The sequence below is a fragment of the Ramlibacter paludis genome, from assembly GCF_022012305.1.
Taxonomy (GTDB): Bacteria; Pseudomonadota; Gammaproteobacteria; order Burkholderiales; family Burkholderiaceae_C; genus Ramlibacter; species Ramlibacter paludis.
Window position 1 is genome coordinate 69419 of the sequence record NZ_JAKLTM010000005.1, and the last position, 23303, is coordinate 92721.

At 67.8% G+C, this 23303-nt stretch carries 30 protein-coding genes; 18 read left to right on the forward strand and 12 right to left on the reverse strand.

The features are described from left to right. Position 1 precedes the first annotated feature (1 nt). Genes LZ009_RS17320 through mnmG form a run of 3 tightly spaced genes read right to left on the reverse strand, consistent with a single transcriptional unit; the run spans position 2 to position 3276 of the window. The gene (locus LZ009_RS17320) at positions 2 to 616 is read right to left on the reverse strand and encodes a LysE family translocator (RefSeq protein ID WP_275699215.1); all 615 of its coding nucleotides are present in this window, start codon (positions 614 to 616) and stop codon (positions 2 to 4) included. 30 nt (positions 617 to 646) lie between these two features. After that, positions 647 to 1321, reverse strand: a complete 675-nt coding sequence (rsmG, locus tag LZ009_RS17325) for a 16S rRNA (guanine(527)-N(7))-methyltransferase RsmG (protein WP_275699216.1) — start codon at positions 1319 to 1321, stop codon at positions 647 to 649. After that, positions 1318 to 3276 (reverse strand): tRNA uridine-5-carboxymethylaminomethyl(34) synthesis enzyme MnmG, encoded by a 1959-nt coding sequence (gene mnmG / locus LZ009_RS17330; protein WP_275699217.1) that lies wholly within the window; start codon positions 3274 to 3276, stop codon positions 1318 to 1320. The genes rsmG and mnmG overlap by 4 nt, the downstream gene beginning before the upstream one ends. A gap of 100 nt (positions 3277 to 3376) precedes the next feature. Here mnmG and LZ009_RS17335 point away from each other — a divergent pair, with 100 nt between their 5' ends. Both LZ009_RS17335 and LZ009_RS17340 read left to right on the forward strand, forming a co-directional pair. Next, a complete protein-coding gene (locus tag LZ009_RS17335) occupies positions 3377 to 3631 on the forward strand; it encodes a YkgJ family cysteine cluster protein (protein ID WP_275699218.1) in 255 nt (84 codons plus the stop codon). 64 nt (positions 3632 to 3695) lie between these two features. After that, positions 3696 to 4454 carry a class II aldolase/adducin family protein gene (locus LZ009_RS17340; RefSeq protein ID WP_275699219.1) on the forward strand — a complete coding sequence of 253 codons (759 nt, stop codon included), beginning with the start codon at positions 3696 to 3698 and terminating at the stop codon, positions 4452 to 4454. 94 nt (positions 4455 to 4548) lie between these two features. On the opposite strand, the gene LZ009_RS17345 is transcribed toward LZ009_RS17340, so the two are convergent. Together LZ009_RS17345 and LZ009_RS17350 are read right to left on the reverse strand one after the other, a co-directional pair. Next, positions 4549 to 5406, reverse strand: a complete 858-nt coding sequence (locus LZ009_RS17345; RefSeq protein WP_275699220.1) for a transglutaminase-like domain-containing protein — start codon at positions 5404 to 5406, stop codon at positions 4549 to 4551. 96 nt (positions 5407 to 5502) lie between these two features. Next, a complete protein-coding gene (locus LZ009_RS17350) occupies positions 5503 to 6777 on the reverse strand; it encodes an AsmA family protein (RefSeq protein ID WP_275699221.1) in 1275 nt (424 codons plus the stop codon). Positions 6778 to 6876: 99 nt separating this feature from the next. Here LZ009_RS17350 and gstA point away from each other — a divergent pair, with 99 nt between their 5' ends. Together gstA and LZ009_RS17360 are read left to right on the forward strand one after the other, a co-directional pair. After that, positions 6877 to 7482, forward strand: coding sequence for a glutathione transferase GstA (gstA, locus tag LZ009_RS17355; RefSeq protein ID WP_275699222.1), 606 nt, complete (start codon positions 6877 to 6879; stop codon positions 7480 to 7482). A 110-nt stretch (positions 7483 to 7592) separates the two neighbouring features. Beyond that, positions 7593 to 8699 (forward strand): alkene reductase, encoded by a 1107-nt coding sequence (locus LZ009_RS17360; protein ID WP_275699223.1) that lies wholly within the window; start codon positions 7593 to 7595, stop codon positions 8697 to 8699. A 4-nt stretch (positions 8700 to 8703) separates the two neighbouring features. On the opposite strand, the gene LZ009_RS17365 is transcribed toward LZ009_RS17360, so the two are convergent. Continuing rightward, the gene (locus tag LZ009_RS17365; protein ID WP_275699224.1) at positions 8704 to 10908 is read right to left on the reverse strand and encodes a heavy metal translocating P-type ATPase; all 2205 of its coding nucleotides are present in this window, start codon (positions 10906 to 10908) and stop codon (positions 8704 to 8706) included. Positions 10909 to 10979: 71 nt separating this feature from the next. Between LZ009_RS17365 and LZ009_RS17370 the strand changes: the two genes are divergently transcribed. Together LZ009_RS17370 and cueR are read left to right on the forward strand one after the other, a co-directional pair. Continuing rightward, on the forward strand, positions 10980 to 11177 hold the full coding sequence (locus LZ009_RS17370) for a heavy-metal-associated domain-containing protein (protein ID WP_275699225.1): 198 nt from the start codon (positions 10980 to 10982) through the stop codon (positions 11175 to 11177). Then, positions 11174 to 11575: a Cu(I)-responsive transcriptional regulator gene (gene cueR / locus LZ009_RS17375; RefSeq protein ID WP_275699226.1), complete on the forward strand. Its 402-nt coding sequence runs from the start codon at positions 11174 to 11176 to the stop codon at positions 11573 to 11575. Before LZ009_RS17370 ends, cueR begins: the two co-directional genes overlap by 4 nt. 13 nt (positions 11576 to 11588) lie before the next feature. On the opposite strand, the gene LZ009_RS17380 is transcribed toward cueR, so the two are convergent. Further along, positions 11589 to 11942 (reverse strand): hypothetical protein, encoded by a 354-nt coding sequence (locus tag LZ009_RS17380; protein WP_275699227.1) that lies wholly within the window; start codon positions 11940 to 11942, stop codon positions 11589 to 11591. 210 nt (positions 11943 to 12152) lie between these two features. Here LZ009_RS17380 and LZ009_RS17385 point away from each other — a divergent pair, with 210 nt between their 5' ends. After that, positions 12153 to 12680 (forward strand): Spy/CpxP family protein refolding chaperone, encoded by a 528-nt coding sequence (locus LZ009_RS17385; protein ID WP_275699228.1) that lies wholly within the window; start codon positions 12153 to 12155, stop codon positions 12678 to 12680. Between the two features lie 79 nt (positions 12681 to 12759). On the opposite strand, the gene LZ009_RS17390 is transcribed toward LZ009_RS17385, so the two are convergent. Beyond that, complete coding sequence (locus LZ009_RS17390) at positions 12760 to 13170, reverse strand: hypothetical protein (RefSeq protein WP_275699229.1); 411 nt, start codon at positions 13168 to 13170, stop codon at positions 12760 to 12762. 257 nt (positions 13171 to 13427) lie between these two features. On the opposite strand from LZ009_RS17390, the gene LZ009_RS17395 reads away from it, so the two are divergent. The 5 genes from LZ009_RS17395 to LZ009_RS17415 are packed head-to-tail and all read left to right on the forward strand — an operon-like array spanning position 13428 to position 17665. Continuing rightward, positions 13428 to 14195, forward strand: a complete 768-nt coding sequence (locus LZ009_RS17395) for an endonuclease/exonuclease/phosphatase family protein (protein WP_275699230.1) — start codon at positions 13428 to 13430, stop codon at positions 14193 to 14195. A 7-nt stretch (positions 14196 to 14202) separates the two neighbouring features. Further along, the gene (gene clsB / locus LZ009_RS17400) at positions 14203 to 15426 is read left to right on the forward strand and encodes a cardiolipin synthase ClsB (RefSeq protein ID WP_275699231.1); all 1224 of its coding nucleotides are present in this window, start codon (positions 14203 to 14205) and stop codon (positions 15424 to 15426) included. Beyond that, entirely contained in the window at positions 15423 to 16373 is a 951-nt protein-coding gene (locus tag LZ009_RS17405; protein WP_275699232.1) for a lysylphosphatidylglycerol synthase domain-containing protein, read from the forward strand. Before clsB ends, LZ009_RS17405 begins: the two co-directional genes overlap by 4 nt. 10 nt (positions 16374 to 16383) lie before the next feature. After that, complete coding sequence (locus LZ009_RS17410) at positions 16384 to 17055, forward strand: DUF4130 domain-containing protein (RefSeq protein WP_275699233.1); 672 nt, start codon at positions 16384 to 16386, stop codon at positions 17053 to 17055. A 22-nt stretch (positions 17056 to 17077) separates the two neighbouring features. Continuing rightward, a complete protein-coding gene (locus LZ009_RS17415) occupies positions 17078 to 17665 on the forward strand; it encodes a UdgX family uracil-DNA binding protein (RefSeq protein ID WP_275699234.1) in 588 nt (195 codons plus the stop codon). Here LZ009_RS17415 and LZ009_RS17420 read toward each other — a convergent pair. Continuing rightward, positions 17561 to 17965: a hypothetical protein gene (locus tag LZ009_RS17420; RefSeq protein WP_275699235.1), complete on the reverse strand. Its 405-nt coding sequence runs from the start codon at positions 17963 to 17965 to the stop codon at positions 17561 to 17563. The two genes, LZ009_RS17415 and LZ009_RS17420, sit on opposite strands and share 105 nt — an antisense overlap. 173 nt (positions 17966 to 18138) lie before the next feature. Between LZ009_RS17420 and minC the strand changes: the two genes are divergently transcribed. From minC to LZ009_RS17445, 5 genes are all read left to right on the forward strand, one after another. Continuing rightward, the gene (gene minC / locus LZ009_RS17425) at positions 18139 to 18849 is read left to right on the forward strand and encodes a septum site-determining protein MinC (protein ID WP_275699236.1); all 711 of its coding nucleotides are present in this window, start codon (positions 18139 to 18141) and stop codon (positions 18847 to 18849) included. Positions 18850 to 18863: 14 nt separating this feature from the next. Next, on the forward strand, positions 18864 to 19679 hold the full coding sequence (gene minD / locus LZ009_RS17430) for a septum site-determining protein MinD (RefSeq protein ID WP_275699237.1): 816 nt from the start codon (positions 18864 to 18866) through the stop codon (positions 19677 to 19679). Further along, positions 19679 to 19945 (forward strand): cell division topological specificity factor MinE, encoded by a 267-nt coding sequence (gene minE, locus LZ009_RS17435; protein ID WP_275699238.1) that lies wholly within the window; start codon positions 19679 to 19681, stop codon positions 19943 to 19945. Before minD ends, minE begins: the two co-directional genes overlap by 1 nt. Positions 19946 to 20270: 325 nt before the next feature. After that, positions 20271 to 20759, forward strand: a complete 489-nt coding sequence (locus tag LZ009_RS17440; protein ID WP_275699239.1) for an SRPBCC family protein — start codon at positions 20271 to 20273, stop codon at positions 20757 to 20759. Positions 20760 to 20858: 99 nt separating this feature from the next. Continuing rightward, positions 20859 to 21086, forward strand: a complete 228-nt coding sequence (locus tag LZ009_RS17445) for a hypothetical protein (protein WP_275699240.1) — start codon at positions 20859 to 20861, stop codon at positions 21084 to 21086. Positions 21087 to 21091: 5 nt separating this feature from the next. Here the strand turns inward: LZ009_RS17445 and LZ009_RS17450 are convergent, their stop codons facing one another. Further along, positions 21092 to 21316: a hypothetical protein gene (locus tag LZ009_RS17450; RefSeq protein ID WP_275699241.1), complete on the reverse strand. Its 225-nt coding sequence runs from the start codon at positions 21314 to 21316 to the stop codon at positions 21092 to 21094. Positions 21317 to 21353: 37 nt separating this feature from the next. After that, a complete protein-coding gene (locus tag LZ009_RS17455; RefSeq protein WP_275699242.1) occupies positions 21354 to 22166 on the reverse strand; it encodes an SDR family NAD(P)-dependent oxidoreductase in 813 nt (270 codons plus the stop codon). A 211-nt stretch (positions 22167 to 22377) separates the two neighbouring features. Here LZ009_RS17455 and LZ009_RS17460 point away from each other — a divergent pair, with 211 nt between their 5' ends. After that, a complete protein-coding gene (locus tag LZ009_RS17460) occupies positions 22378 to 22641 on the forward strand; it encodes a hypothetical protein (RefSeq protein ID WP_275699243.1) in 264 nt (87 codons plus the stop codon). Here the strand turns inward: LZ009_RS17460 and LZ009_RS17465 are convergent, their stop codons facing one another. Then, positions 22642 to 23232: an NnrU family protein gene (locus LZ009_RS17465; protein WP_275699244.1), complete on the reverse strand. Its 591-nt coding sequence runs from the start codon at positions 23230 to 23232 to the stop codon at positions 22642 to 22644. Between the last annotated feature and the right edge of the window lie 71 nt (positions 23233 to 23303).

Genomic DNA, 23303 nt, shown 5'->3' on the forward strand with positions numbered 1-23303 from the left:
TTTACTTGCTGACCGCGAGCTTGATGCCGAAGCCGATGAGGAAGACGCCGGCCAGCTTTTCGAGCACCCGGCCGATGAGGGGATTGGCGCGCATGCGCTCCGCCAAGAAGTGCGTGAGCAGCACGGCGGCGAGGCCGTAGCCGAAGGTGAGCACGGCGATGGTCGCGGCCATCACCCCGAAAGTCAGCATGCCCTGGTGGCGGGTCGGATCGACGAACAGCGGGAAGAAGGCCATGTAGAACACGATGGCCTTGGGGTTCAGCAAGGTGATGAAGAAGGCCTGCCTGAAATAGTGGCGCGGCTGGATGTTGAGCACCGGCTTGGCGCCGGGCTTGGCCAGCAGCATCCGGGCGCCGAGCCAGGCCAGGTAAGCCGCGCCCAGCCACTGCACCGCGTGGAAGGCCGCCGGGTAGGCAAGCAGCAAAGCGGCCACGCCAGCCACTGCCGCCCACATGAGCACCTGGTCGCCGGCGATGATCCCGAAGGTCGCGCCCAGGCCGCCGCGGATGCCGCCCTTGCTGGTGGAGGTGATCAGCGCCAGGTTTCCCGGTCCCGGAATGGCGAGAAAAACCAGGATCGCGGCAACGAACGCGCCGTAGTCAGCAACGCCAAACATGGGGGAATCCTCCGGGGATGAAGGCTGAGTTTACAGCCCGTCCACCGGCTGGCCTGTGGCGCTTTCCGCACGCAGCGGTTTGCGCATCCAGACGATGCAGCGCTCGGCGTCCAAGCCGGGCACCTGCAGCTGTTCCACGTGAAACACCTCAGCGGTTCCAGCCAACTCGGCCAGCTCGGCCTCGGGGTGCTTGCCCTTCATGGCGAGCCAGACGCCGTTCTCCGCCAGTGCCTCGGCGGACCAGCTCACGAAGTCCGGCAGCGAAGCAAACGCGCGCGAGCTGATCACGTCGTACGGACCGGCCAGGTTTTCGACCCGGTCATGCACACCGCGCAGGTTAAGAAGCTGGAGCTGGGCCGCCGCCTGCTGGATGAAGGCCGCCTTCTTCCCGACCGTGTCGACACAGTCGACCTTCAGCGCGGGGCAGCAGATCGCGAACACGACGCCCGGCAATCCCGCGCCCGACCCGACGTCCAGCAGCCGCGCCGGCTGCTCACCGACTTGGCGCTGCAGCGGACCGACGGCCGCCAGGCTGTCCAGGAGATGCTGGCTCAGCATGTCTTCCGGGCGGACCGCGGTTAAGTTGTAGACCTTGTTCCACTTGGCGATGAGGTCGAGGTAGCTGAGCAGCTTGGCAACCTGGGCATCGTCCAGGCTCAATGCCAGCTGCGCCAACCCGGCGCGCAACTCCTGCTCGCGGCTCATGCGTTTGCCGCAGCCTGCCCGGCCTGGTTAGCCGCTTCCGTGAAGCCCTTGAACTTGTTCTTCTTCAGGTGCACCAGCAGCAGGGAGATGGCCGCGGGCGTCACACCCGAGATCCGGGAAGCCAAGCCCAGCGTCTCCGGGCGGTGCTTGTTGAGCTTCTGGCGCACCTCGATGCTCAGCGCGGGCACCTGCATGTAGTCCAGCTCCGCCGGCAACTTCAGGTTCTCGTAATGGGCGGCGCGCATGACTTCGTCCTTCTGCCGCTCGATGTAGCCCGAATACTTGGCCGCGATCTCGATCTGTTCCACCACCGGCGCGTAGAGCTCACCCAGGGTTTCACGTGAAACATCCGCGCCAGCCCACTTCCCGGACTCGAGCGACATCAGGCTTTCGTAGGCCACGTCGGGGCGGCGCAGCAGCTCGCCCAGGTTGTATTCATGTTCCATCGACGTGCCGAGGACCCGCTGCGCCTCGGCGGCGGACACGATCCTCGGGTTCACCCAAGTCGCCTTCAGCCGCTCTGTTTCACGTGAAACAGCGTCGCGCTTGCGGCTGAACGCATCCCAGCGGGCATCGTCCACCAGGCCCAGGCGGCGCCCGGCTTCGGTCAGCCGCAGGTCGGCGTTGTCCTCGCGCAGCTGGAGCCGGAACTCGGCGCGGCTGGTGAACATGCGGTACGGCTCGGTCACGCCCTTGGTGATCAGGTCGTCGACCAGCACGCCCAGGTAGGCCTGATCGCGCGACGGCAGCCAGGCGCTCTCGCCTTTCACCTGCAGCGCCGCGTTCACGCCGGCGAACAGGCCCTGGGCCGCCGCCTCTTCGTAGCCGGTCGTGCCATTGATCTGGCCGGCAAAGAACAGGCCGGTGATGGCACGGGTCTCGAAGCTGTTCTTCAGCCCGCGGGGATCGAAGTAGTCGTACTCGATCGCGTAGCCGGGCCGCAGGATGTGCGCGTTCTCCAGTCCCGGCAGTGTCCGCACCAGGCCGAGCTGGATGTCGAAAGGCAGGCTGGTCGAGATGCCGTTCGGATAGAACTCGTTGGTGGTCAGGCCTTCCGGCTCCAGGAACACCTGGTGGCTGTCCTTGTCCGCGAAGCGATTGATCTTGTCCTCGACGCTCGGGCAGTAGCGCGGGCCGACGCCTTCGATCTTCCCGGTGAACATCGGGCTGCGGTCGAACCCCGATCGGATGATGTCGTGGGTGCGCGCGTTGGTATGCGTGATCCAGCACGGCACCTGCTTCGGGTGCATGGCCGCGCTGCCCATGAAGCTGAACACCGGCACCGGGTCCAGGTCGCCGGGCTGCTCCTCGCACTTCGAGAAGTCGATCGTCCGGCCATCGATGCGCGGCGGGGTGCCGGTCTTCAGCCGCCCTTGCGGCAGCTTCAGCTCTTTCAGCCGCGCCGACAGCGACACCGCCGGCGGATCGCCCGCGCGGCCAGCCGCATAGTTGTTGAGCCCGACGTGGATCTTCCCGTCCAGGAAAGTGCCCGCGGTCAGCACCACCGCCCTGCCCCGGAAACGGATCCCGACCTGGGTCACGGCGCCCACCACCCGGTCGCCCTCCACCATCAGGTCATCGACCGCCTGCTGAAAGAGAGTGAGGTTGGGCTGGTTTTCCAACCGCCGGCGGATCGCCGCCTTGTAGAGAATGCGGTCGGCCTGCGCCCGCGTCGCGCGGACGGCCGGCCCCTTGCTGGAGTTGAGGATGCGGAACTGGATCCCGCCCTCATCCGTAGCGATGCCCATCGCGCCGCCCAGGGCATCGACCTCTTTCACCAGGTGGCCCTTGCCGATCCCGCCGATCGACGGGTTGCAGCTCATCTGCCCGAGCGTCTCGATGTTGTGGGTGAGCAGCAGGGTCTTGCAGCCCATGCGGGCGGAAGCCAGGGCAGCTTCCGTCCCGGCATGGCCGCCGCCGACCACGATGACGTCGAATTGTTCTGGATAAAGCATGAGGGGAGACGCCGGATCCGGGCGCGGGGCGGCCTGCTGGCCGAAAGGGCAAGATTTTACTTCGTGGAATGAATCCCTGCACCCGTGGTCCAATCCCCGCATGGACTGCCGACCGGGCTGCGGCGCCTGCTGCATTGCGCCCTCGATCACCTCGCCGATTCCGGGCATGCCGCTGGGCAAGCCGGCGGGCGTGCGCTGCGTCCAGCTCGACGAGGCCAACCGCTGCCGCTTGTTCGGCCGGCCGGAGCGGCCCGCCTTCTGCGGCGGCCTGCAGCCGCAGGCCGAGATGTGCGGCAGCAGCCAGGCGCATGCGATGCACTGGCTCACTTCCCTGGAAACCCTCACCCGGCCTTGAGCACGCAAAGGTGACAGGCTTTGGCGCCGGCGGCGACTACCATCCGCATCCGGAGGTGCCCCCCATGAACATCGCGTCCCTGAAAGAAGTCGTCAGCGAGCAGGAGTGGCAGTTGCGCGTCGAGCTCGCCGCCGCTTACCGCCTCGTTGCCATGTACGGCTGGAGCGATCTGGTCTTCACCCACATCAGCGCCCGCATCCCCGGACCCGAGCACCACTTCCTGATCAACCCCTACGGGCTGATGTTCGACGAGATCACCGCCTCGTCGCTGGTGAAGGTCGACCACGCCTGCAACAAGATCATCGACTCGCCCTTCCCGGTGAACCCGGCGGGCTTCGTCATCCACAGCTGCATCCACGAGGCGCGCTCCAATGCCGGCTGCGTGCTGCACACCCACAGCCGCGCGGGCGTGGCGGTGAGCGCGCAGAAGAAGGGCGTGCTGCCGATCAGCCAGCAAAGCACCTTCGTGCTGTCCTCGCTCGCGGTGCACGACTACGAAGGCGTGGCGCTGCGCGACGAGGAGCGGCCGCGGCTGCAGGCGGATCTCGGCGACAAGAACTTCCTGCTGCTGCGCAACCACGGCCTGCTGACCGTGGGCCCAAGCATCCCCGAAGCGTGGCTGTCGATGTACACCTTCGAGAACACCTGCCGCATCCAGATCGATGCGCTCGCTGGGGGCGGCGAGCTGACCTACGTCGATCCGCGGATCATGCAGGGCATGGAGAAGGTGCTGAAGACGGTGACCGCGGGGCAAGGCGCGGGGATCGCGTGGCCGGCGTTGTTGCGGCGGCTGGATCGGACGGATCCTTCGTACAAGACGTGAGCTTGGGTGGTGGGGTCGCTGTCGCGAACCCACCCTACGAATTCACCGCATGCTCCGGTGTAGGGTGGGTTCGCGAAGCGACCCCACCACTGCATCAAGCGGCCGCGAGCTGCATCCGCGAAAGCGCCGGCGCCGGCGTGGGCGCCGGCACCCCGCGCGGCCGCGGGTCGTGTTCCAGCACCATCACTTCCTTGCGCGTCATCTGCACCTGGCCGAACATCGTGCTGAAGGCGACATCCTTCGCGTCCCGGCCCGTGCCGATGCGCACCAGGCGATCGACCGGCGCCATGCCGGTGGGATCGAACAACACCCACTCGCCATCCAGCCACGCTTCGAACACGGCATGGAAGTCCTGCGGCGGCTCGTCGAACCAGACATAGCCCACCACGATGCGCGCCGGGATGTTGAGCCCGCGGCAGAAGGTGATGCCCAGGTGCGCGAAGTCGCGGCAGACGCCGGCGCGCTGCGCCAGCACTTCCTGCGCCGTGCTGTTGCTGTTGGTGCTGCCCGGCTTGTAGGTGATCTCGGTGCGGATCCACTCGGTGATCGCGCGCACGCGCGCATACCCGGACGGCAGGTGCCCGAACATCCGCACGATCTCGTTGGACAGCAGGTCCGACTCGCAATAGCGCGTGGCCAGCAGGTAGCGGAACACGTCGTCCGGCACCTGGCCCACCGGCCGCTCGACCAGCGTGGTGTCGGGTTCGACCGTGTGCGTTTCCACCTCGGCCTTGTAGTTCACGAGCAGCGGTCCCGGCTGCGCATCGAAGCGCAGGAAGCGGTTGCCGCTGCGCGGATCGGTATAGCTGCGCGGCATCACGCCCGAGGAGATCGCGAGCTTCTCGCTCAGGATCTTCTGCGTGGGCCAATGGGCTGCTTCGATGTTGAAGCAGAAATGGGTGGGCGATTGGACCTGGTACTCGAGCACCGTTTCCACGGTCGACAGGTGCATGCCTGGATCTCCGACGATGAGAAGAGGAAAGTCCCATCGTAGAGATACGCCAGGGCGGCGCGATAGTCTGCCGCCCTTGCGCGGTGTAGGACGCTGCTACCTCCCGAAGAGGCCGCGCAGTTTCTCGCCCAGGCCGTCGCCGGCGGCAGCGCCCGCCGCCGTGCCGACGCCCGGTGCCAGCAGCGTGCCGAGCGCCGCGCCGGCGATCGCACCGCGCGTCAGCGTGACGCTGGGCTCGTCCACCGTGCCACCCACGGCCAGCGGCACGCCGACGGCGCCGCGCGTGGTCGACAGGTCCACCACCAGGCGTCCGCTCAAGGCGCGGCTCGCCGTCATCGCGACGTTGCCGGTGGCCGACAGGCCGCCCGAGCTCGCCACCAGGTTGGTCAGCTGCGCGGCCTTGCCCTGGGTCGCGACCTGGCCGGCCAGCGTATCCAGCCGGGTGATGCCGCCGCGGTTCATGCCCACGGTCTCGACCGCCTTCGCGAGGTCGATGCCCATGACGATCGCATCGCGCACCGTGAAGCGTGTCTGCGTCACCAGCGCGTCGACCACCTGCCCCGGCTCGCGGAATTCGGAGCGCAGCGTGGTCTGCGCCTGGATCTTGCCGGTCAAGGGCTTGCTGGGTGCGGTCAAGGCGCTCACCTCGACGTTCTCGGTGCTGAGCTGGCCCGACAGCACCTGCACGCCAGCCGCCTTGCCCGGATGCAGTTGCAGCTTGCCGGCGATGTGGCCGCCGCCGATGTCGATGCGCAGCGGCCACTGGTCGCCCTTGCGCTCCACCTTGCCATGCGTGCCGGCAAACCGGCCCGCCACCACCCTGAAGGAAGCATCGTCCAGGTAGCCGTCGCCGCCGAGGTCGGCCTTGGCGTCGACGGTGATGCGCTGGCCCTTCTCGTCGACCCAGGTGATGTCGTCCAGCACCACGCTGCGCGGCCACACGATGGGAGCGCCCGGCGTGCTGGGCTGCTTGCGCGCGGCCGACGCCGCCTTGCTCTTCTTCTGCATGGCCGCGCCGAGCGCCGAAATCGAAGTCGCCGGCAGCACGGCCTTGCGCACCACCAGCGTCGAGATCTCCAGCCGGCCGGCCAGCAGGCCGGTCCAGACCGGACGCGCCTCGACCCGCTCGACCGTCAGGGGCGGCTGCGTCTGCAGGCGGACCTGGTCCGCCGCCACCGCCGGCAGGGGCCACAGGTCGATCGACAGGCGGCCCAGCTTGAGCGGCACGCCCAGCGCTGCCGTCGCCTCCTTCTCCACCCGCGCGCGGAAGTCATCGGTGCGCAACCAGTACTGCAGCGCCATGGCCACGGCAACCAGCAGCAGCGCGAAGGCGGCCAGCGTGATCGCCAGCCATTTGAGGAGTCGTCCCATGGCCCTATTGTCCCTACGCTCGAGCCAGGCCACGCCAAGCAGGAATTCCGGCCTGCCGCTAGCATCGATTTCTTCACGGTTCACAACAAGGAAACTCCAATGAAGCTGTATTACTCGCCGGGCGCCTGCTCCCTGTCGCCCCACATCGCCCTGCGCGAAGCGGGCATCGCCTTCGAGCCCGTGCTGGCATCGACCAAGTCGCACAAGCTGCAGGACGGCACGGACTACTACAGCATCAATCCCTTGGGCTACGTGCCCATGCTCGAACTCGACGACGGCACGCGCCTGCGCGAAGGTCCGGCGATCGTGCAGTACGTCGCCGACCAGGCGCCCACCAAGAACCTGGCACCCGCCAACGGCACGCTGCCGCGCTATCGCCTGCAGGAGTGGCTGACCTTCATCGGCACCGAGATCCACAAGAGCTTCTCGCCGCTGTTCAATCCCGGCATGCCGGAAGAAGGCAAGAAGATCTACCGCGACCGCATCGTCAGCCGCCTGGAATTCGTCGACAAGGAACTGGCCGGCAAGCAGTACCTCACGGGCGACCACTTCAGCGTGGCCGACGGCTACCTGTACACCGTGACGCGCTGGACGCAGCCGATGAAGATCGACATCTCGGGCTTCAAGAACCTGTCGGCCTTCATGGAGCGCGTGAGCCAGCGGCCTGCGGTACAGGAAGCGTTGAAGGTCGAAGGGCTCAGCTAAGCGAACGCACCTTCCTTCGCCATGTCATCCCGGGCTTGACCCGGGATCCATGCCCCTTTGTCCCGGAATCCTGGATTGCGGGTCAGGCCCGCAATGACAACACAGACTTCATGAAATCACTCTTCGACCCCGTGCAGGTCGGCGCCCTGCATTTGCCCAATCGCGTCGTGATGGCGCCGCTCACGCGCAATCGCGCCCCCAACGCCATTCCCACGCCGCTGATGGCGGAGTACTACGCTCAGCGCGCCTCCGCCGGCCTGCTGATCACGGAAGCCACGGCCATCAGCCACCAAGGCCAGGGCTACGCCGACGTGCCCGGCCTCTACGGCACCGAGCAGCTCGATGCCTGGAAGCGCGTGACCGACGCGGTGCATGCCAGGCACGGCCGCATCTTCACGCAGCTGTGGCACGTGGGCCGCGTCTCGCACACCGCGCTGCAGCCCGAAGGCAAGGCGCCGGTCGCGCCCTCGGCCATCACGGCCAAGACCAAGACCTACCTGATCCAGGACGGCGTCGGCAGCTTCGTCGCCACCTCGGAGCCGCGCGCGCTCGACGCCAGCGAGCTGCCCGGCATCGTGCACGACTTCCGGCACGCGGCGCGCAACGCCATCACCACCGCCGGCTTCGACGGCGTGGAGGTGCACGGCGCCAACGGCTACCTGCTGGACCAGTTCCTGAAGACCGGCGCCAACCAGCGGCGCGACGACTACGGCGGCTCCATCGAGAACCGCGCACGCCTGCTGCTGGAAGTGATGCGCGCGGTGGTCAGCGAAGTGGGCGGCGCGCGCGTCGGGCTGCGGCTGTCCCCCGTGACGCCGGCCAACGACATCGTCGATGCCGATCCGCAGCCGCTGTTCGAATACGTGGTGCGCGAGCTGGCGCCGCTGGGCCTGGCCTACCTGCACATCATCGAAGGCGCCACCGGCGGCCCGCGCGAAGTGGACGGGCGACCCTTCGACTACGAAGCGCTGCGCAAGGCCTGGCGCGCGGCCGGCGCCAAGGGCGCGTGGATGGTGAACAACGGCTACGACAAGCCGATGGCGGAGCATGCGGTGGTGGCCGACGAAGCCGACCTGGTCGCCTTCGGCAAGCCCTACATCGCCAACCCCGACCTGGTGGAGCGCCTGCGCGCCAGTGCGCCGTGGAACGAGCCGGACAAGGCGACGTTCTATGGCGGTGGGGCGAAGGGCTACACGGATTACCCGACGTTGAAGTAGACCGTCATCCCCGCGCAGGCGGGGAATGACGCAGCGACCAGCGCTTCAACAACAGCGCATTCGTCAACACGCTCACGCTCGACGCCGCCATCGCCGCACCGGCCACCACCGGACTCAGGTAGCCCAGCGCCGCCAGGGGAATCCCGGCGACGTTGTACGCGAAGGCCCAGAACAGGTTCTGCCGGATCTTGTGCACGGTGCGGCGCGAGATGTCGAGCGCGCCTTCCACCAGCCCCACGTCGCCGCGCATCAGCGTGATCCCCGCTGCGTGCATCGCGACGTCGGTGCCTGTGCCCATCGCAATGCCGACATCGGCGGCGGCCAAGGCGGGCGCGTCGTTCACGCCATCGCCCACCATCGCCACGACATGGCCGCCGGCGCGCAAGGCCGCCACGCGTGCGGACTTGTCGCCCGGCAGCACCTCGGCCTGGATCTCTTCCGGCGCCAGGCCCAGCCGGCGACCCATGACCAGCGCCGCGGCCCGGTTGTCACCCGAGATCAGCACCAGCCGCAATCCGCGCGCACGCAGCGCCGCCAGCGCCTCGGCGGCACCCGCCTTCGGTTCATCGGCAAATGCCAGCAAGGCACGTAGCGCCAACCCGTCGGTCACTCGCTGCACCAGCGCCGAAAGCGTGGCGCCCTCGCCTTGCAGCCGATCGACTTCGTCTCGCACCGGCTCCAGCGACACGCCGAGCTCCTGCATCCAGCGCAGGCTGCCGATCAGGTAGTCGTCGGCTTCGGTGCCGCGACCCGGCACGGCACGCACCGCATCGGCGGCAACCACCGACAGCCCACGCTCCTGTGCCGCCGCGACCACGGCCCGCGCCAGCGGATGCTCGCTGCCGCTCTGCACGCTGGCGGCCGCGGCCAGCGCGGTCGCTTCATCGACGCCGGGCGCGGCAACAAAGGCGACCAGGCGCGGCTGTCCCACGGTCAGCGTGCCGGTCTTGTCGAAGGCCACGGTGTCGACGCGATGCGCCAACTCCAGCGCCTGCGCGTCCTTCACCAGGATGCCCTGGCGCGCGGCAACACCGGTGCCCGCCATGATCGCCGCCGGCGTCGCCAGTCCCAGCGCACAAGGACAGGCGATTACCAGTACCGCTACCGCATGCACCAGCGCCACCTCGATGCCCGACCCCGTCAGCAGCCAGCCCGCCAGCGTGATCGCCGCGATGGCGAGCACGACGGGAACGAACACCGCGGCCACCTGGTCCACCAGGCGCTGGATCGGCGCCTTCGCCGCCTGCGCGTCCTCGACCAGCCGGATGATGTGGGCCAGCACGCTCTCGCTGCCGACCGCCGTCGCCTGCAGCACGACGCGGCCTTCGCCGTTGATGCTGCCGCCGGTCAGGCGGGCACCCACGCCCTTGGCCACCGGCAAGGGCTCGCCGGTCAGCATCGATTCGTCGACCTGGGTCTCGCCCTGTTCGATGACGCCGTCCGCCGGCACGCGCTCGCCGGCACGCACCGCGAGTCGGTCGCCCGCCAGCACTTCGGCGAGCGGCAGGTCCGCTTCGCTGCCATCGCGTTGCAGCACATGCGCCGTCTCGGGCCGCAGCGACTGCAGCGCGCGGATCGCCGCCGTGGTCTGCCGCTTGGCGCGTGCCTCCAGCCACTTGCCCAGCAGCACCAGCGTGATGACCACCGCCGAAGCCTCGAAGTACAGGTGCTGCTGGCCGCGCGCCAGCCACAGCCACATCGACAAGGTCCAGCCCGCCGAGGTGCCGATGGCCACCAGCAGGTCCATGTTGCCGCTGCCGGCCTTCAGCGCATGCCAGCCGGCGCGGTAGAAGCGCGCCCCGAGCAGGAACTGCACGGGCGTCGCCAGCAGGAACTGCAGCCAGGCGGGCAGCGCCGCATGCATGCCGCCCAGCATGGGCAGAAGCAGCGGCAGCGACAGCACGGCGCCGGCGGCCACCGGGCCGAAGCCGGCCCAGGGCGACAGGTCCTCGGTCGCGGCCGCCTCCACGGCGCGCGGCTCGTAGCCCGCATTGCGCACCGCGCGCCGGATCCGCGCCTCGGCATCGTCCGACGGCGCGAACACCACGCGCGCCGATTCGGTCGCCAGGTTCACGGTGGCGTCCTGCACGCCCGGCACCTTCTTCAGCGCGCGCTCGACGCGGCTCACGCAGCTGGCGCAGGTCATGCCGCCGACGCCCAGGTCGAGCGTGCTGGCGGAAGGGAGGGCGGATGTGATCGTGGTGTCCATGGGCGAATCCTGAACCTTGCCATCATGGCAAGGTCAAGCCCCTACCGGCAAAATGACCTTACCATGGCGCCATGAACCAGACATTCCAGGTACAAGGCATGAGCTGCGGCCACTGCGCCAACGCCGTCACGCAAGCCGTCAAGTCGCTCGATCCGCAGGCCGAGGTGAAGGTCGACCTCGCCAGCGGCAAGGTGGACGTGCAGTCGCAGCAGGACCACGCGGCGATCGCGCGCGCCATCGAGGAAGAAGGCTACCGGGTCGCGACGTGAGCTGGCCGGTCAACATCGGCGAGGCGGCGAAGCGCTCGGGCGTGTCGGCCAAGATGGTGCGGCACTACGAAGGCCTCGGGCTGCTGCCGCGCGTCACGCGCACCGATGGCGGCTATCGCCAGTACAGCGAGGCCGAGGTGCACACCCTGCGTTTCATCAAGCGCGGGCGCGATCTCGGCTTCTCGATGGAGGAGATCGGCGAGTTGGTGGGGCTGTGGCAGAACCGGCGCCGCGCCAGCGCCAACGTGCGCAAGATCGCGCAGAAGCACGCCGACGACCTGGGGCAGAAGATTGCGGCGATGCAGGAGATGCGCAAGACGCTCGCGCACCTCATTCACTGCTGCCACGGGGACGAGCGACCGGACTGCCCGATCCTCGAGGACCTCGCGAAGACTTGAAACGTGAAGTGCGTTAGCGGGGCTTCATCCCCGACCCACGCTCGATCGCGTCGATCTCTTCCTTGGTCAGCGGCCGCGTCGCGAGCCGCGCGGGGCCGGCGCCCATCGAGCGCGTATCCGGCGCACCGGGCGCGCGGGCCAGGGCTTCTTCCATCTGCTGGCGCTGGGCCAGCACCGGTTCGTCCATCAGGATCACGGCGCCGGAGCTGGTGCGCTCCTGCGCGGGCAGCGGGGCAGCGTCGGACAGGACGGTGGGTTGGGGCTGGGTTGCAGCTGCGGCCTGGGCCTGGGCCTGGACTGCGCCACTGAAGAACAGTGCGGCCGGCAGCGCCAGGGCTGCCGCTCGCACGAAAGCCGGGTACCGCATGGTGCACTCCTTCGTCGATTGGTTGACTTGCACTGTGGCGTCGGGCCGGCCCCTTGGCTGTAACTCGGCGCGCCAGCTTGGCGTAGGAAGGAATCGACCCAGCCTGTCCGCCGGAAATGGCCGGTCTTTACCTGCAGGAAACGTCGTCGGAACGGCTGGGTTACAGAGGGCGCCCAGACTTCGTCCATGCCAACCCAAGGAACCTCTTCCATGAAAAGCCTCCACAAGCACCTGCTCACCGCCGGCCTGCTCGCCGGCCTCGCCGCCTCCGCCTTCGCCCAGACCGCCGCCCCCGCGCCCATGCCCGGCCGCGACGGCCAGCAACTTGCCCATCGCCAGATGGACCCGGCCCGCATGCAGGAGCACCGCGCCCGCATGGAACAGCGCATGGCTGAACGCATGGAGTTCTTCAAGTTCAAGCTGAAGATCACGCCGGCGCAGGAAGGCGCCTGGACCGCCTGGACCAGCGCCATGAAGCCGGCCGCCAACCGCCCGCAGCGCCCCGACCGTGCCGAACTCGAGCGCCTGACCACGCCCGAGCGCATCGACCGCATGCGCGCCCTGCGCACCGCGCGCCAGGCCGAGAACGACAAGCGCATGGACGCCACCAAGGCGTTCTACGCGACGCTGAATGCCGACCAGAAGAAGACCTTCGACGCGGCCAGCCTGCAGATGCTGCAGCACCGTGGCGGCGGTCGCGGCGGCCATGGCGGTGGCATGCGCCACCACCACGGTTAAGAAGAAAAAGGGTCCGTCCCGCTCTTGTTGTGTGTGAGAGAAGCAAGCCCGGCACCCGCCGGGCTTTTTTCATGGCGCCTTAGTTCATGGTCGCCGCGTTGGGGACGCCATTGCTCATGGTGCTCGCTTCGCCGGCGCGCTGCGGGACGTTGCTGGTCTCCGTGGCGCTGTTCAGGTAGCCGTTCCAGCTGTTGTCCAGCGGGTAGGCCGGCACCAGGTAGTAGCTGCTGCTCGAGGGGTAGCCGTAGGTGATCACGGACGGATAGGTGTACGTGTAGGTCGTCACGGTCGACGGGCCCGCACCCATGATCATGGTCGCGTTGTAGCCATCCGGGTAGGGCGAGTTGGTGGTGGCGGCGTTCGGCGCGCCATTCGTCATCGTGCTGGCTTCGCCGGCCTGCGTCGGCGAGTCGAAGGTGTCGGCCTGGGCAACGCCCGCGACGGCAACGATACCGGCGGCGATGAGGGCGGAGAGGGTGGTCTTGCGCATGAGGAACTCCATGTCTTGATTGGTGAAGGCCGGCTGTGCGCCGGTGGCATGCAACCAAGTTAGGGACGCTCGCATCCCGGCCGTATCGGACACGCGTTACAGCCGCCGTAGGACCTCCCGGGTCGGCCGTGGGACCCGGGCACCGGGCCCGCGCCGCCCGGGTAACAGGCCACAGCGAATTGGCCTTCCGTCCTACGGTGGCGCCATAACTGGGCCGTTACAACAAGTCTCCCCCCAATAACGAGGCGCCAGAGAACATGAGCGAGACTGTGCCGTCAGCCCCGCAGCTGACCGTGATGACGGTCAACATCCACAAGGGATTCACGTCCTTCAACCGCAAGTTCATCCTGCCGGAGTTGCGCGACGCCGTGCGCAAGGTGGGCGCGGACGTCGTGTTCATGCAGGAAGTGCTGGGTACGCACGAAGACCACGGCAAGAAGATCGAGGAGTGGCCCGAAGCGCCGCACTACGAATTCCTCGCGGACAGCATCTGGCCGCAGTTCGCCTACGGCAAGAACATGGTCTACCCCAAGGGGCACCACGGCAACGCGATCATGTCCAAGTTCCCGATCGTGGAGTACCGCAACCACGACGTGTCGATCGCCGGACCCGAGAAGCGCGGCCTGCTGCATTGCCAGCTGCAGGTGCCGGGGCACGACCAGCAGGTGCACGTGATCTGCGTCCACCTGGGCCTGGCCGAAAGCCACCGGCAGCAGCAGCTGGAGCTGCTGGTGGAGATCAGCCACACCGAAGTGCCGGAGGGCGCACCGCTGATCGTGGCGGGCGACTTCAACGACTGGCGCCGCCGCGCCAACGACATGCTGCTCAAGGGCGCCGGCCTGAAGGAAGTGTTCGTCACCGCCTATGGCGAGCCGGCCAAGACCTTCCCGGCCATCTTCCCCATCCTGTCGCTGGACCGGATCTACGTGCGCAATTGCTCCGTGCACCTCCCCGTGGTCCTGCCACGCCGTCCCTGGTCGCACCTGTCGGACCACGCGCCGCTGGCGGCCGAGATCCATCTGTGAGGACGCGATGGAGAAGCGCTGGATCCCGGGCAACCAGTTCACCTTGCTGGAAAACGGCGAGGAGTTCTTCCCGCGCGTCTTTGCCTGCATCGCCAACGCGCGGCGCGAGGTCATCGTCGAGACCTTCATCCTGTTCGAGGACAAGGTCGGCCTGCAGCTGCAGGAAGCGCTGATCGCGGCGGCCCGCCGCGGCGCGCAGGTGGACATCACCGTCGACGACTGGGGCTCGCCCGATTTCTCTTCCCGCTTCCTCGCCGCCCTGCGCGAGGTCGGCGTGCGCGTGCACACCTTCAACCCCGGCATCCGCCCCTTCGGCTGGCGGCCGCACCTGCTGCGGCGCATGCACCGCAAGATCGCGGTGATCGACGGCGAAGTGGCCTTTGTCGGCGGCATCAACTATTCGGCCGACCACCTGGGCGACTTCGGACCCGAGGCCAAGCAGGACTACTCGGTGGAGATCCGCGGCCCGCTGGTGGCCGAGATCCACCGCTTCACGCACACCGCCCTCGCCGAGGGCCAGCGGCACCAGCGCCAGCAGCGCCAGTGGTGGCGCTGGCGCCGGCAATGGCGCAAGACGCCCGACGCCCTGCCCGCCGCCGGCGGCGCCGACGCCATGTTCGTGGTGCGCGACAACCGCGCGCACCAGGACGGCATCGAGCACCACTACCGCCTGGGCATCCGCGCGGCGCAGAAGCGCATCGTCATCGCCAACGCCTACTTCTTCCCCGGCTACCGCTTCATCCGCGACCTGCGGCAGGCGGCGCGGCGCGGCGTGGACGTGCGGCTGATCCTGCAAGGCCAGCCCGACATGCCCTTCGTGAAGACGGCGGCCGAGATGCTGTACCACCACCTGCTCAAGGCCGGCGTGCGCATCTACGAATACTGCGACCGGCCGCTGCACGGCAAGGTGGCGCTGGTCGACGACGACTGGGCCACGGTCGGCTCGAGCAACCTCGACCCGCTGAGCCTGTCGCTGAACCTCGAAGCCAACGTCATCATCCGCGACCGCGCCTTCAACCAGGAGCTGTCGGCGCGCCTGGACAAGCTGATGTGCGAAAGCTGCAGCCGCATCGAGCTGCCCCAGGTCGGCGAGCTCAAGGGCTGGGCCTGGGTGCGCAGCTTCCTGGCCTACCACTTCACCCGCCGCTACCCGCGCTGGGCGTCGTGGCTGCCGCGGCATGTGCCGCGCCTGATGCCGGCCGTCTCGCAACCGGCACTGGACAAGCCATGATCCGCAAGCTGATGGCGCAACCGTGGTGGCCCTGGGCGAAGCGCATCGTCGGCTTCGCCTTCATCGCGGTCGTCGTCGCGCTGCTGGTGCGCTACGCCAGCACGGTCGACTGGCAAAAGGTCAAGGAAAGCATCCTGGAGCTGCCGCGCAGCGTGCTGCTGCAGGCGCTGGCGTTCGCCATCGTCAGCCACCTGATCTACAGCCTGCTGGACCTGGTCGGACGGCACTACACCGGGCACAAGCTGTCCAAGCGCAAGGTGATGCAGGTCAGCTTCACCAGCTACGCCTTCAACCTGAACCTCGGCTCGCTGGTCGGCGGCATCGGCTTCCGCTACCGGCTCTATTCGAAGCTCGGGCTGCGTCCCGGGCAGATCACGCGCATCGTCACCATGAGCATGATCACCAACTGGATCGGCTACGTCCTGCTGGCCGGCGTGGTGTTCAGCTTCTTCCCCTTGCAGCTGCCCCCGAATTGGGGCATCGACAGCGAGGAGCTGCGGCTGGTCGGCGTGGCGCTGCTGGCCGCATCGGTCGCCTACTTCGGGATGGCTGCCTTCGCCAAGACGCGCAGCTTCAAGATCCGCGGCGTCGAGGTCTTCGTGCCCTCGCTGCGGATGGCGCTGGCGCAGCACGGCATCTCCTGCATCCACTGGATGACCATGGCCGCCGTGCCCTGGGCGCTGCTGCAGGGCCAGATCGACTATCCCACCGTGCTCGCGGTGTTGCTGATCGCCGCCATCGCCGGCGTGATGCTGCACATCCCCGCGGGGCTGGGCGTGACCGAAGCCGTCTTCGTCGCGATGCTCTCGCACCGCGTGCCCGAACACCAGTTGATCGGTGCGCTGCTTGCCTTCCGTGCCTTGTTCTATCTCCTGCCGCTCGTGTGCGGCGCGCTGATGTACCTCAAGGTCGAGGTCAAGGCGCGAAAACAGGCCGCGGCGGCCTGAGGCGCAGCCCATGGACGCACGACTCCACGGCGCGACCGACCTGGCCGGATTCCGCGCCGATGCCGTGCAACTGCTGGCGCAGCAGGTGCCGCCGGAAGACGTGCACTGGGTGATCGATGCCGATGCGGAAAACGGCTTCTCCGATTCGCAATCGCCGCAGGCCAGCCGGCCGCGCAACGTCGCGCGCGCGGCCTCGGCCATCATCCCGGCGTCGTTCACGCGCCTGTGCGAGTTCGTGGTGCTGCACCGGGACAGCGAACGCTACGGCCTGCTCTATCGCCTGCTCTGGCGCCTGGTGCACGAGCCGGGGCTGCGCAACGATCCCGTCGATACCGACATGCTGCAAGCACAGCACATGGCGCACGCGGTGCGGCGCGACATCCACAAGATGAAGGCCAACCTGCGGCTGCGTGCGGCCCACGACAAGCGTGGCCAGGAATGGCAGCTGGGAAGCTACGAGCCCGCGCACCACGTGGTGGAGACGGTGTCGGCCTGGTTGGCCAAGCGCCTGCCGGCCAGCCATTGGGCGCTGTTCACGCCGACTCGCAGCGTACGCTGCGTCGATGGCGAGCTGCTGTTCGGACCCGGCATTCCCGCCGCGCAGACGCCCCCGCTGGGCGCACCCGAACAGGAATGGCTGGACTGCTACCAGCGCGTTTTCGCTCCACACGACGATGCCTGACCAGCGTGGGGGTCCCGACGGCTTGACGTCGCTGGACCAGTTGAAGGCCCGCACCATGGCCTGCCGCGAATGCCCCATCGGAGAGTTCGCGACGCAATCGGTGATCGGCGAAGGCAAGCTCAAGCCCAAGCTCATGCTGGTGGGCGAGCAGCCGGGCGACCAGGAAGACCTGCAAGGTCATCCCTTCGTCGGGCCCGCCGGCAAGCTGCTGACCCGTGCCCTGGAAGACGCCGGCATCCAGCGGGCGCAGGTCTTCGTCTCCAACGCCGTCAAACACTTCAAGTTCGAGCTGCGCGGCAAGCGCCGCATCCACAAGAGCCCCGCGGTGCGCGAGATCGTCGCTTGCCAACACTGGCTGGAGGACGAGATCGCGCTGGTTCAACCGGCAGCCCTGGTGGCGCTGGGTGCGAGCGCCGCCCGCTCGCTGCTGGGGCGCGCGGTGCCGGTCATGGCCAACCGCGGGCAATGGCTGCCCCGCGCCGACGGGCGCGAGGTCCTGGTGACCTTACATCCGTCCGCGCTGCTGCGCGTCGATCCCGAGGATCGCGAGACGGCGATCGAAGCGTTCGTCGCGGATCTGCGGCAGGCACAGCGGCTTTTCCGTCGTTGAGTTGGTCGGCAGGTCGGCGCAGGCCACCGGCGGCAGCGGCGCCATCTGCTCCTCGATCACGCGCGGCTTGCGCAAGCTCAGCGCGGCGCCGTCGGAACCCTGCAGGCCGATGCCGCCTTGCGGCGGACCCGCTTGGGCGCCCTGGCCGGCTTGCGCGCCGGCCAGCGCGGGGCGTCCTTCGAAGGCGGCGGCAGCGTTGGTGCTCTGGCCCGCGGCCTCGAAGGCCAGCAGTGCCAAGGCGATCACGAGAGCGACGCCTATCCAGTGGGTGGGGTGGTGGCGAAAGTGGGAAATCATCATGGGGCGGCTCCTGTCCTGCGACCAGTGTGGACCGGGCGCCGGCGAAAGCAAGGAAGGCTGCGGTGACAGTGCGGGTAGGAGCGGTCTTGCGCGGCCGGTACGATTGGTTGTGATTTGGCCGGTGGGCCCGCTCCTGCACTGATAAACTCCGCGCGCTCTCCCACTCTGCCTCGATGACCGTTGCCCTCGCAGGACGCGCGCCTGCCTCGTTCGAAATCAAGAGCGCCACGCTGCCCCTGGTGGCCCTGCTGCTCAAATCCCCCGACCTCGCCTTGCTGGAAGAAGAACTGCGCGCGCGGTTCGGCGACCTGCCGGAGTTCTTCGACAGCGATCCGATGGTGATCGACCTCGGGCCGCTGAAGGGCGAAGGGGACGTGGAGTTTCCCAGGCTGCTCGAATTGCTCAAGGCGTACCGGGTGAACCCGATCGCGGTGCGCGGGGGCAGTGAAGGGCAGATGGAAGCGGCGATACGCAGCGGGCTGGCTGCTGCGCCCGAAGCCGCCCCGCACCCCAGCCCTGTGCCCAAGGGGGAGAAGGAGCAGGTCCCCACCAGCGCCTTGGTCATCGACCGGCCATTGCGCTCGGGACAACAGGTCTACGCCAAGGGCCGCGACCTCGTCGTGTTGTCCATGGTCAATCCCGGCGCCGAAGTGATTGCCGACGGCCACATCCATGTCTATGCACCCTTGCGCGGCAAGGCGATCGCCGGCGCGCGCGGCGACGCGCAGGCGCGCATTCTTTCGCTGTGCCTGGAGGCCGAGCTGGTCTCCATCGCCGGCGTCTACCGCACCACCGAAACCGAGCTGCCCGCCACCGTGCGCGGCAAGCCAGCCCAGATCCGCCTTGTCGACGACAAGCTGGTGATGGACCCCCTGAACCCCTGAAGGACCCCCACCCCATGGCAAAGATCATCGTCGTCACGTCCGGCAAGGGCGGCGTCGGCAAGACCACCACCAGCGCCAGTTTCGCCAGCGGGCTGGCCTTGCGCGGCCACAAGACCTGCGTGATCGACTTCGACGTCGGCCTGCGCAACCTCGACCTCATCATGGGCTGCGAGCGCCGCGTGGTCTACGACTTCGTCAACGTGATCCACGGCGAGGCCACGCTGAACCAGGCGCTGATCAAGGACAAGCACATCGAGCACCTCTCGGTGCTGGCCGCCTCGCAGACGCGCGACAAGGAAGCCCTGTCGAAGGACGGCGTGGAGAAGGTACTGAACGACCTGGCCGCCATGGGCTTCGAATACATCGTCTGCGATTCGCCCGCCGGCATCGAGACCGGCGCGCTGATGGCCATGCACTTCGCCGACGAGGCGCTGGTGGTGACCAACCCCGAGGTGAGCTCGGTGCGCGACTCCGACCGCATCCTCGGCATGCTGGCCAGCAAGACCAAGCGCGCCATCGACGGCAAGGAGCCCATCAAGGAACACCTGCTGATCACGCGCTACAACCCGAATCGGGTCGACGCCGGCCACATGCTGTCGCTGGAAGACATCCAGGACATCCTGCGCATTCCGCTGATCGGCGTGATCCCGGAAAGCGAGGCGGTGTTGCAGGCCAGCAACCAGGGCACCCCCGCAGTGCACATGAAAGGCACCGACGTGAGCGAGGCCTATCAGGACGTCGTCGCCCGCTTCCTGGGCGAGGACAAGCCCTTGCGCTTCGTCGACGCGCAGAAGGCCGGCCTCCTCAAGCGCCTGTTCGGGAGGAAGTGATGAGCCTGCTGACCTTCCTGCTGGGCGAGAAGAAGAAGACCGCCAGCGTCGCCAAGGAGCGGCTGCAGATCATCCTGGCGCACGAGCGCAGCGGCCGCAATCCGGGCGGCGCGCCCGACTACCTGCCGGCGCTGCAACGCGACCTGGTGGCCGTGATCAGCAAGTACGTGAAGATCGACCCGAGTCACCTGAAAGTGAACGTCGAGCGGCAGGACAACCTGGAAGTCCTGGACATCAAGATCGAGCTGCCCGAGGTGGCACGCTAGGAGCCTGGGCGGCAGAGAAACGGGCTCGCGTTGGGTCTGCAAGGGGGTGGAGGCAAGGCGCGAAATCGGGTCAAGCCTGGCCGGCTTGACCCGATTTCGCAACGCCGCATACGCCCCCTTGCAGGCCCAACCCTTCGGGCCGGTGCCTGTAATCGCGCCATGCGTTGTTGCGGCCTCCTTGAGTGGTTCACCACACGGCGTCGGCCGCGCCTAGCCTGACGCGATCACAGACACCGGCGCGAGCCCGTTTCTCTGCCGCCCAGGCTCCCACCCTGTCATTGTTGCCAGCTTGACAGGGATGCCGTGTCAAGCGAAAAATGCAAAGATGAGCTCCGATGTTGTCGTGCGGGTGTCCCATCGCTACAGCGCTTCCGCTGAGCGGGTGTTCGACGCTTGGCTGACGCCGGGGCAGGCTTCCCGCTTCCTGTTCCGCACCCGCACCGGCAACGTGATGCAGTGCGAGATCACGCCCGAAGTCGGCGGCGGTTTCACCGTCACCGATCGCCGCCCCGCCGCCGATGGCGACGAGAGCGTCTTCGACGTGGTGCACATGGGCAAATACGTGGAAATCGACCGGCCCAAGCGCCTGGTGTTCGATTTCAGCGTCCTGACCTTCGGTTCCGACGATTCGACCCGGGTTACCGTGGAAGTGGCGCCCTTGGGCCCGCTGGCCAGCGAACTGACCGTGACCCACAACCTGGGCAGTTCGAATCACGCCCGGAGCATGGAAGAAACCACCCGCAAGGGCTGGGATTCCATGCTGACGACGCTCGAGCGGGAGTTGTTCCCGCGCCGGGTCGGCGTCCAGCTCTGAGCGTCGCAAAACGAGAACATTCGTGTAACTGTTGCTGCGCCGCCGCATTTGTCATACGAATGCAAGATTTGCGTCAGCGCCCGGCGCAGAATGGCGGCCATGACCACCGTCACCGACCCGTTCACGCCGGGTAGCGTCGTGGCCGCATCGCTAACCGCGGCGGCTGTCGATGCCTTCGATCCCGTGCTGCGCCGCATGCTGGCCGGCACCCAGGTCTTCATCAAGCAGCCCGACGGGCGCTGGCGCCCGCGCGGCTGCCAGCTCGGCCTGGCGCAGTGCTTTGCCTTCGAAGACCTGGAAGCGCCCGTCCAGCGGGCGACTGCCTAGGAAACTTAACGCCGCGGCGACGACTTGTCGCCCTGGTTCGGCCCGCCCTGGCGCATGTGCGTCTGGTTGTTGCCGATCAGGTTGTCGCGGTCATGCCGGCTGTTGGGCGTGCGCCGGCCTTCGTTCTTCTGCGTGGCCTGGGCCTTGCCCAGCTTGTTGGTGTCGTTCACCGACTTGCCCGACTGCGGGGCCTGCTTGTCCTGCTGCTGGCTTTTGTAGCGATGCGTCATCTGTGCGTACTCCTTTGCGCGCGGTTGAAAAACTTCTTCATTCGGGATGGCTGCGTCCCGTGCCCGGCGCCACCTGGCGCCTATGCATCTCTGCCAGCGCCTGCGCCGGCAGCACCTTGCTGAGGGCCAGCTCCAGCCGGTTGCGGAACCCCGCCACCACGTCGGCCTCGCCCTTGAGCATGGCCTCGAAGCCCAGCTTGGCCACTTCGTGCGGGTCGGCCTTGGGGCCGGTATTCACCTTGGTGTCCAGCATGTCGGCACGGACGAAAAAGTCGGTGTCCGTCACGCCGGGCAACAGCAGGCTGATGGTCACCCGCGTGTTGTTCAATTCGTTGCGCAAGGCCAGCGCGAAGGAATCGATGAAGGCCTTGGTGCCGTTGTAGACGGCCTGGAAGCTGCCAGGCTGGAAGCCGGCGATCGATCCCGTGATCAGGATGCGGCCGTTGCCCACGCCCTTCGCGCGGTCGGTCATGCGCCGCGCAACGTGCTGCACCAGCTGCAAGGTGCCGGTGATGTTGGTGTTGATCACATGCAGGATGTCGGTGAAGTCTTGGTCGAGGAAGGCGCCGCCGAGCCCATGGCCGGCATTCGCCATCAGCGCATCCACCTGCCGCTCGCCGATCGCGGCTATGAGCGCCTGCACGCCGTCGCTGGTGGCCAGGTCGACCTGCACCGCCGTCACGTGCGCACCGAGCGCCTCGAAATCCATCACCGCTTCCGCGAGCGGCGTGTCCGCCGCCACCACGAGGTCGTAGCCGTGCTCCGCGGCGATCTTCGCCAGGTTGTAGCCGATGCCCGACGAGGCACCCGTCACCACGGCCAGCAGCCGCGTGGCCTTGAGATCTTCCATTGGGTGCTTCCTTGTGAAGAGTGACAGGTTCATTCTGGGAAGCGATCGCCGCGGTGGCTGTCAGACAGCGGCTCGCGTACTGCATCCTCTTCGCATCACAGCTTGCGCGCGGGTACAGGGCCGCGCAACTGCCCTTGCGGGCGGCTGCGATGCGAACAGCCGCCAACACTTGTTACCTCGACGGCTGCGCCAATGCGCTTAGAGTGATTGCATGGCACGCACCTTGTCCGCCCAGGTCGCGGCAACCGTCCGCCCCTGGGGCCTGCTTACCGCCATCGCCCTGGGCTACGCCGCCTACACGCTGCACACCGGAATGCCGGAACGCACGCGCCACATCGCCGCGCCCCGGCTGCCCTCGCTGTCGTCGCTGCAACTGCCCGAAGCTCCACGCTTCGTGCTCAAGTGCCTGCAGGACGGCGTGGTCACCTATTCCGATCGGCCTTGTCCCTCGGCCGACGTGCTGCTGCTCCCGTAGCTACAGCGTGCGCCCCATCGGCGCGATCCCCAGCCAGGCGGCGTGCAGCCAGAACGCGAACACCGCCCAGGCGACGACGCCGATCACCACCGTCACCGCCGTGCGTCCTGCCGTCCCCGCCGGATAGACCGTGCCTTCGCGCCGATCGCGCCGGCGTGCCGCGCTGAAATCCAGCACCGCCCAGAGCAGGAAACTCCCGAACAGCACCAGGTCGGCCAGCGTGTTGTTCGCCACCAGGTGGGCCAAGGCCCACAACTTCACGCTCAGCACCATCGGGTGGTGCAGCTTCGCCTTGAGCTGGTTGCCCGGCACGTAGGCCGCGGCGAGCAGCACGAAGGCCACCAGCACCAGCAGCCCCACCGCGTGCGCCACCCAGGTCGGCGCGTGCGGCCACAGCACCGTCGGATCCTGGCGCGCCTGCCGGAAGCCCCACAGGACCAGCCCGAACCCGAGCAACGAGACCACCGTGTAGCCGCCCTTCCACGTGCGCTCGCCCACTTTGGCCAGCATTGCCGTGCGCCAGCCTTCGGCGAAGACGCGCACCGAATGCGCACCCAGGAACAGCACCAGTCCCACCACCAGCGTCAGCATCTGCAAACCCCTCCGTCGACCTGAGGGGCGGATTCTGCGCCGATGCGCAAAGGGCACAAGAGGCCTGCGGC

Coding starts and splice junctions, on each gene's coding strand:
- LZ009_RS17320 (WP_275699215.1), bottom strand. CDS start 616: ATGTTTGGCGTTGCTGACTACGGCGCGTTCGTTGCCGCGATCCTGGTT.
- rsmG (WP_275699216.1), bottom strand. CDS start 1,321: ATGAGCCGCGAGCAGGAGTTGCGCGCCGGGTTGGCGCAGCTGGCATTG.
- mnmG (WP_275699217.1), bottom strand. CDS start 3,276: ATGCTTTATCCAGAACAATTCGACGTCATCGTGGTCGGCGGCGGCCAT.
- LZ009_RS17335 (WP_275699218.1), top strand. CDS start 3,377: ATGGACTGCCGACCGGGCTGCGGCGCCTGCTGCATTGCGCCCTCGATC.
- LZ009_RS17340 (WP_275699219.1), top strand. CDS start 3,696: ATGAACATCGCGTCCCTGAAAGAAGTCGTCAGCGAGCAGGAGTGGCAG.
- LZ009_RS17345 (WP_275699220.1), bottom strand. CDS start 5,406: ATGCACCTGTCGACCGTGGAAACGGTGCTCGAGTACCAGGTCCAATCG.
- LZ009_RS17350 (WP_275699221.1), bottom strand. CDS start 6,777: ATGGGACGACTCCTCAAATGGCTGGCGATCACGCTGGCCGCCTTCGCG.
- gstA (WP_275699222.1), top strand. CDS start 6,877: ATGAAGCTGTATTACTCGCCGGGCGCCTGCTCCCTGTCGCCCCACATC.
- LZ009_RS17360 (WP_275699223.1), top strand. CDS start 7,593: ATGAAATCACTCTTCGACCCCGTGCAGGTCGGCGCCCTGCATTTGCCC.
- LZ009_RS17365 (WP_275699224.1), bottom strand. CDS start 10,908: ATGGACACCACGATCACATCCGCCCTCCCTTCCGCCAGCACGCTCGAC.
- LZ009_RS17370 (WP_275699225.1), top strand. CDS start 10,980: ATGAACCAGACATTCCAGGTACAAGGCATGAGCTGCGGCCACTGCGCC.
- LZ009_RS17380 (WP_275699227.1), bottom strand. CDS start 11,942: ATGCGGTACCCGGCTTTCGTGCGAGCGGCAGCCCTGGCGCTGCCGGCC.
- LZ009_RS17385 (WP_275699228.1), top strand. CDS start 12,153: ATGAAAAGCCTCCACAAGCACCTGCTCACCGCCGGCCTGCTCGCCGGC.
- LZ009_RS17390 (WP_275699229.1), bottom strand. CDS start 13,170: ATGCGCAAGACCACCCTCTCCGCCCTCATCGCCGCCGGTATCGTTGCC.
- LZ009_RS17395 (WP_275699230.1), top strand. CDS start 13,428: ATGAGCGAGACTGTGCCGTCAGCCCCGCAGCTGACCGTGATGACGGTC.
- clsB (WP_275699231.1), top strand. CDS start 14,203: ATGGAGAAGCGCTGGATCCCGGGCAACCAGTTCACCTTGCTGGAAAAC.
- LZ009_RS17405 (WP_275699232.1), top strand. CDS start 15,423: ATGATCCGCAAGCTGATGGCGCAACCGTGGTGGCCCTGGGCGAAGCGC.
- LZ009_RS17410 (WP_275699233.1), top strand. CDS start 16,384: ATGGACGCACGACTCCACGGCGCGACCGACCTGGCCGGATTCCGCGCC.
- LZ009_RS17420 (WP_275699235.1), bottom strand. CDS start 17,965: ATGATGATTTCCCACTTTCGCCACCACCCCACCCACTGGATAGGCGTC.
- minC (WP_275699236.1), top strand. CDS start 18,139: ATGACCGTTGCCCTCGCAGGACGCGCGCCTGCCTCGTTCGAAATCAAG.
- minD (WP_275699237.1), top strand. CDS start 18,864: ATGGCAAAGATCATCGTCGTCACGTCCGGCAAGGGCGGCGTCGGCAAG.
- minE (WP_275699238.1), top strand. CDS start 19,679: ATGAGCCTGCTGACCTTCCTGCTGGGCGAGAAGAAGAAGACCGCCAGC.
- LZ009_RS17440 (WP_275699239.1), top strand. CDS start 20,271: ATGAGCTCCGATGTTGTCGTGCGGGTGTCCCATCGCTACAGCGCTTCC.
- LZ009_RS17445 (WP_275699240.1), top strand. CDS start 20,859: ATGACCACCGTCACCGACCCGTTCACGCCGGGTAGCGTCGTGGCCGCA.
- LZ009_RS17450 (WP_275699241.1), bottom strand. CDS start 21,316: ATGACGCATCGCTACAAAAGCCAGCAGCAGGACAAGCAGGCCCCGCAG.
- LZ009_RS17455 (WP_275699242.1), bottom strand. CDS start 22,166: ATGGAAGATCTCAAGGCCACGCGGCTGCTGGCCGTGGTGACGGGTGCC.
- LZ009_RS17460 (WP_275699243.1), top strand. CDS start 22,378: ATGGCACGCACCTTGTCCGCCCAGGTCGCGGCAACCGTCCGCCCCTGG.
- LZ009_RS17465 (WP_275699244.1), bottom strand. CDS start 23,232: ATGCTGACGCTGGTGGTGGGACTGGTGCTGTTCCTGGGTGCGCATTCG.